The following is a 4,290-nucleotide window of genomic DNA, read 5'->3' as shown; positions in this document are numbered from 1 at the left end:
CGGCGTCAGGTCATGGGGCTTTTTGCGGATGGAGCAGAATTGATTCTTGCACCTGGTTCGTATGCACCGGTCTACATCATACTTGACCTCCAGCTGGCCGCCTTCATAGCCGTTGCAGTCCACGACGCAGGCGCAATACTGTCCGCCCGTAATCTCCATGTACTGCTTTCGCCGGGCCTTGGCTCTGCCGTCGGACACCTTTTCCGTGCTGGCTTCGTAGTCATAGGGCTGATCCGTAAGCCGGCACGGACACATGGGGAGCGGGAACCCCTCCGGAATGTGTTCGCATTTGCGGTTGTTGTACGGGCACCGCAGCAGCGGGTTCCCGTTCTCCGGGCTGTACTGGACGCCCATGAACCAGGCATCGGAAGTCGCCACTGTCTGACCCTCCACCAAAAGCCCGCAGCCGGTCTGCCAGACGAGCTTGAGCTTGTGTTCCCACTTATACTCAAGTCCCTCGTCATAACGGCCTCTATAAACATAGTCCGGGTGTTTCTCCAACGTCCAACCCTCCGCCAGAAGCTCCTTGGTCAGCTCATTCATAGACCAGAACACGGCACCAGCCCATAGTGTTCCTGCATGACACCCCGAAGATCGTCAACCGATATGTCGTACTCCTTGGCGATGCAGGCTTCGCAGTGGATGTGCTTGTAGCCCAGGGCGCGGGACACCCGCTTGTCCCAGGAGTTGACCGGCATCGTACCACACTTGTGGCAGGCGGTGTCGTGGTACCAGATGACGCCCTTAGGGGCGTCAGAATCGGTGATTTTCACTTTTGTCTATTCCTCCGTTTCGCTTTTCGTGATCGTTCCTCACGCACGCCGGTATCATAGCCGCTGGGAGTATCGTACATTATGACGCGATCCACTTCAGGCGGCTTGAGACGGACGATTCGGTAATCATGACCGCATTGCCGGTGCAAAAAGTCCGCCTTCGCGGAAAACAGGCTGTCGTAAGTGACCATCATTTCAAAACTGGTTCTCTGCTTACTGGAGCCGGCGCCGTAACCGAACGCTGTTCCGAATAGAAATTTACCTGTTCGGATATTTTGAATCGTATACATTGTCGTTACCTCCGTTGCCTTGCGCCGTTTGGATGTTCTCTCAAAAAAGGGAGCGCACAAAGGGAATCCCTTCGTGCGCTCCCGGAGCTTTCAGGCCGTCAAGCCCATAACGGTGAGGCCGTCAGCACATTCGGTTGTAGGTTCCGGTACAAGCCGGTAGTGGGTGTTCTGCGTCTCAAAACAGATTTCCTCCCGGCTCACGCTTTTGATAGCAACGACACGGGACGTTCGAGTATATCCCGATTCGTGGCGGATAAAGGCACAGTTGCCAACGCAAAGTGGGTGCATCAGTGACCCGCTCAGAGTCCTGTGGGCCTTGGTTATCATATTTTTGCCTCCTTCTTTGTATATTTTTGAAAACATTCTCGATACAGATTTTTTAGCAGGCTCCGCACTTTTTTAGGGGAAATGCCTTGCTTTTTGGCCACATCGGCGATGGAATACCCCTGCAGACGCAGGATCGCCAGCTCGTACTGAGCCCTGTGGGCAACAGAGGCCAGGTCGTGCAAAATCAATCTGGCCTCCATTTCTTCCATGGGATCCTCCAAGGCGGATGATTCCAAATAGCTTTGCTCCGCTTTCACTCTGCGGGACTCAGCCTTATAAAACGCCGTAATGCTGCGCCGCATGGATTTCCACGCAACGGTAGAGAAGGCGTAGCGGCGCAGTTCTGACCGCATCAAATACCGCCTGACCGCAGATACATACCCCAAAGCGGCAATGTCATAGTACTCACGCTCATCAAGGCCCTCCTCATTAAGGAAGGAATAGATGAGAGCGTGATTATCCGCCGCAAATTGGCGCTGCTCATCTGTCAGGGGGGTCATCCGAATTACAGCGGCAAGTCTTCCGCGTCGCCGTTGATGGTGCCAACTTCAAAGTGCCCTGCGTTGTTGGGCATAACTTTGGCAGGGCGTTCCATCTCCACACCGCTGCCGGCCTCCGCCTCGATATCCCCGGTACGCTGGGAAAGGATCAGCTCGATCTGCTGCCTGAAATTGTTGGCGTAGGCCCTGGCCCGCGACAGCTCCTCGCCGGTGAAGTCGTAGAGTCTCTGGAAGGTCGCCACACTGTAGTCATCCTTGCCGTTGTTCTTTTTCTTCAGGCCGATGCGCACTACGCTTCCGCAAACGCCGCGGCGCCTTGAGATGAATGCGGCATTGACGAAATCGGTGTAGGGCTTGATGCTGGTGGGAGAGAGGGAGAGCTTGATGGGCATGTAGTCCCCGCTGCGGAGCAGGTACAGGACGCGCATGTTCTTGCAGGCTTTGCCTTTTCCGGTGCCTTTCCTGTCGCTGCCAAAACGGTTCATGGGACAGTCGGCGCAGATACCGCCGGGAGTGCCGTAGCCCAACTTACCGTCTGTGGACTGGCAGGCGGGCGGTGTGTTGTCGTCGTAGTCATCGCCGTCAGGCCAGTAGGCGTTGGAGTTGTGGCTGTAGACGATGACGCCGTCCAGGAACTTGGCGTAGTCCGGGTTGTCCGGGTCGTCGCCGGGGAGCTCGAATTGGACCTGGCCGCCGCTGGGGATCTTCACGCGCTGGAAGTTCAGCCGGAGGCCGTCCATATCTCCTTCCAGTTCCTCCTTGGTAAAGCCAGAGTCGCTTGCCACCGGTTCAAGATCGGGCAGAACGAAAGGCGGGCACTGCATCATATTAGTTTCCTGAGTATTCATGTGTTTTCCTCCTCGTATTTTTATTTCCGCACAGCCTTCAGGCGGCCATGCGAGTTACATTGTTAATGCGCCGGAAAAGCTCCGGCGACATGGTGATGATTTGATAGCCGATCTCCTCCAGCTTGGAGGCGCGGTCATAGCTTTCCACATCCTGGCTGTGCCGGGTAACGGCGTTGGCAAGGCCGTAGAGGGTGTAGTCGGTGCCCTCAATGAGCCGCTGGAGTACCCCGTCGCTCTCCGCGTCCGTGATGCCCATACTGGAGCTTGCCAGCTTGACCACGCCGGGGAGATCGGTGGTATTCAGCTTCTTGCTCTTGCTCTCCCGCAGCTTATCCAGGACTCTGGCAAACTGGGCTTCGTCCACCGCGGCTCGTACTGTGTCCTGGATCTTCATGATGAACGCACGGTCATCGGCTTCAATAGTCGCCTGAGAATACAGCAGGAAATTCTCATCACTGCTGTTTATCCGGCCAATGTGGTTTCTGCGGGTGCCGGCCTCATTCACCGTCATGCCGTTGGTGCAGACAAGGCGGAAAATCAGAGGCTGGATACTCACGGCGCCCTGGCCCGTCTCGCTGTTGGAGATGACCACTCCGGCCTGAACCACATCGCCGGGAACCACCTCTGCAGTGAGTTTGGGATTGACTACCTTGATATACATGGCGTCATCGGTAATCTGACAGCTCTCATAGATGGCGCCGGGCATCTTCTCAATAATGGGAAGGGTGATGCGGGCAATATCCAGATTGTCGATGCGCCGGTAACGGTTGCTTAAAAACGCCCTTGCCTTGCCGTCGATTGTGCGAACCATACGCTCGCCCTCAGAACGGCCAAGCCAACTGTTTACGTTCTCGGCAAGAAGGCCGATGTTCTCCTGAAGCATCTTGTCATAATACTTCCGGGGAATGTTCAGAAATTCACCGATCTGCCGGTGAGCGGTAGGCAGAATGTCCAGAGGTTCCACTCGATCCAGTCCGTTTTCATCCAGCAGGCGCAGGACAGGTGTTCCGTCGCAAGTCTCCAGGTGCATGTTGCTGAGATTTACCATGTAGTCGGCCTTGGCGTTGCTCTGACGCATAATCTCAGTCAGCGTTTCCTGAATCGTCATTCCTTTCTTCACAAGCACACCTCGCTTTTTACCATGTGACCGCAATACAGGAGTCCCGCACCGTAGCCGTCAGGCCATCCTGTTCTATGAGCTCGGCCAACGCGCCCCAATTGGCTTTGGGCGGAAGACGAGATAAAACGCCTTTCCTTGTCTCACCTTCGTCCTCGCCGTAGCAAGCAATTACCGAGCCATCTTCCTTCAGAAGCAGACTGTTATTACCTCTGGAGTTCAAATCGGACGTCAGCTGCTCCAGGATTTTCTCGGCGTGGACGTCATACCATGCCTGGGGATCCTGTTCCTGACGATTGGGCGGTTCAGACTGTTCCGCCAAGCGTTCTACCGGCGTCATGCTGATAAATGAGCAGGAAAGTTTGCCGCTCTGATCCACCGTAATATCGGCGTAATCATATTTCGGGACACCGTAAACACGGATACGCCCCGTTC

General features: G+C 55.5%; 6 protein-coding genes and 1 pseudogene. All 7 read right to left on the bottom strand.

The genetic code is table 11. The annotated features are described in order from the left end of the window. Positions 1-543 (bottom strand): hypothetical protein (locus Q0Z70_RS13155; protein ID WP_298075210.1); only part of this gene is annotated, 543 nt, incomplete at its 3' end. 226 nt (positions 544-769) lie between these two features. Further along, on the bottom strand, positions 770-1,063 hold the full coding sequence (locus Q0Z70_RS13150) for a hypothetical protein (protein ID WP_298075208.1): 294 nt from the start codon (positions 1,061-1,063) through the stop codon (positions 770-772). Between the two features lie 90 nt (positions 1,064-1,153). After that, the gene (locus tag Q0Z70_RS13145) at positions 1,154-1,390 is read right to left on the bottom strand and encodes a hypothetical protein (protein ID WP_298075206.1); all 237 of its coding nucleotides are present in this window, start codon (positions 1,388-1,390) and stop codon (positions 1,154-1,156) included. Beyond that, a complete protein-coding gene (locus tag Q0Z70_RS13140; protein WP_298075204.1) occupies positions 1,387-1,890 on the bottom strand; it encodes a hypothetical protein in 504 nt (167 codons plus the stop codon). Before Q0Z70_RS13140 ends, Q0Z70_RS13145 begins: the two co-directional genes overlap by 4 nt. Before the next feature lie 5 nt (positions 1,891-1,895). Next, positions 1,896-2,738: a hypothetical protein gene (locus Q0Z70_RS13135; protein ID WP_298075202.1), complete on the bottom strand. Its 843-nt coding sequence runs from the start codon at positions 2,736-2,738 to the stop codon at positions 1,896-1,898. A gap of 37 nt (positions 2,739-2,775) precedes the next feature. Then, positions 2,776-3,858 (bottom strand): DUF932 domain-containing protein, encoded by a 1,083-nt coding sequence (locus Q0Z70_RS13130; protein WP_298075199.1) that lies wholly within the window; start codon positions 3,856-3,858, stop codon positions 2,776-2,778. A 16-nt stretch (positions 3,859-3,874) separates the two neighbouring features. Continuing rightward, positions 3,875-4,290 (bottom strand): annotated as a pseudogene (locus Q0Z70_RS13125) (hypothetical protein); the annotation flags it as partial.

This window comes from uncultured Bacteroides sp., assembly GCF_947632445.1.
Lineage (GTDB): Bacteria > Bacteroidota > Bacteroidia > Bacteroidales > Bacteroidaceae > Bacteroides.
Note: the sequence above shows the minus strand (reverse complement) of the source record. Positions and strands in the feature narration are given on the sequence as shown.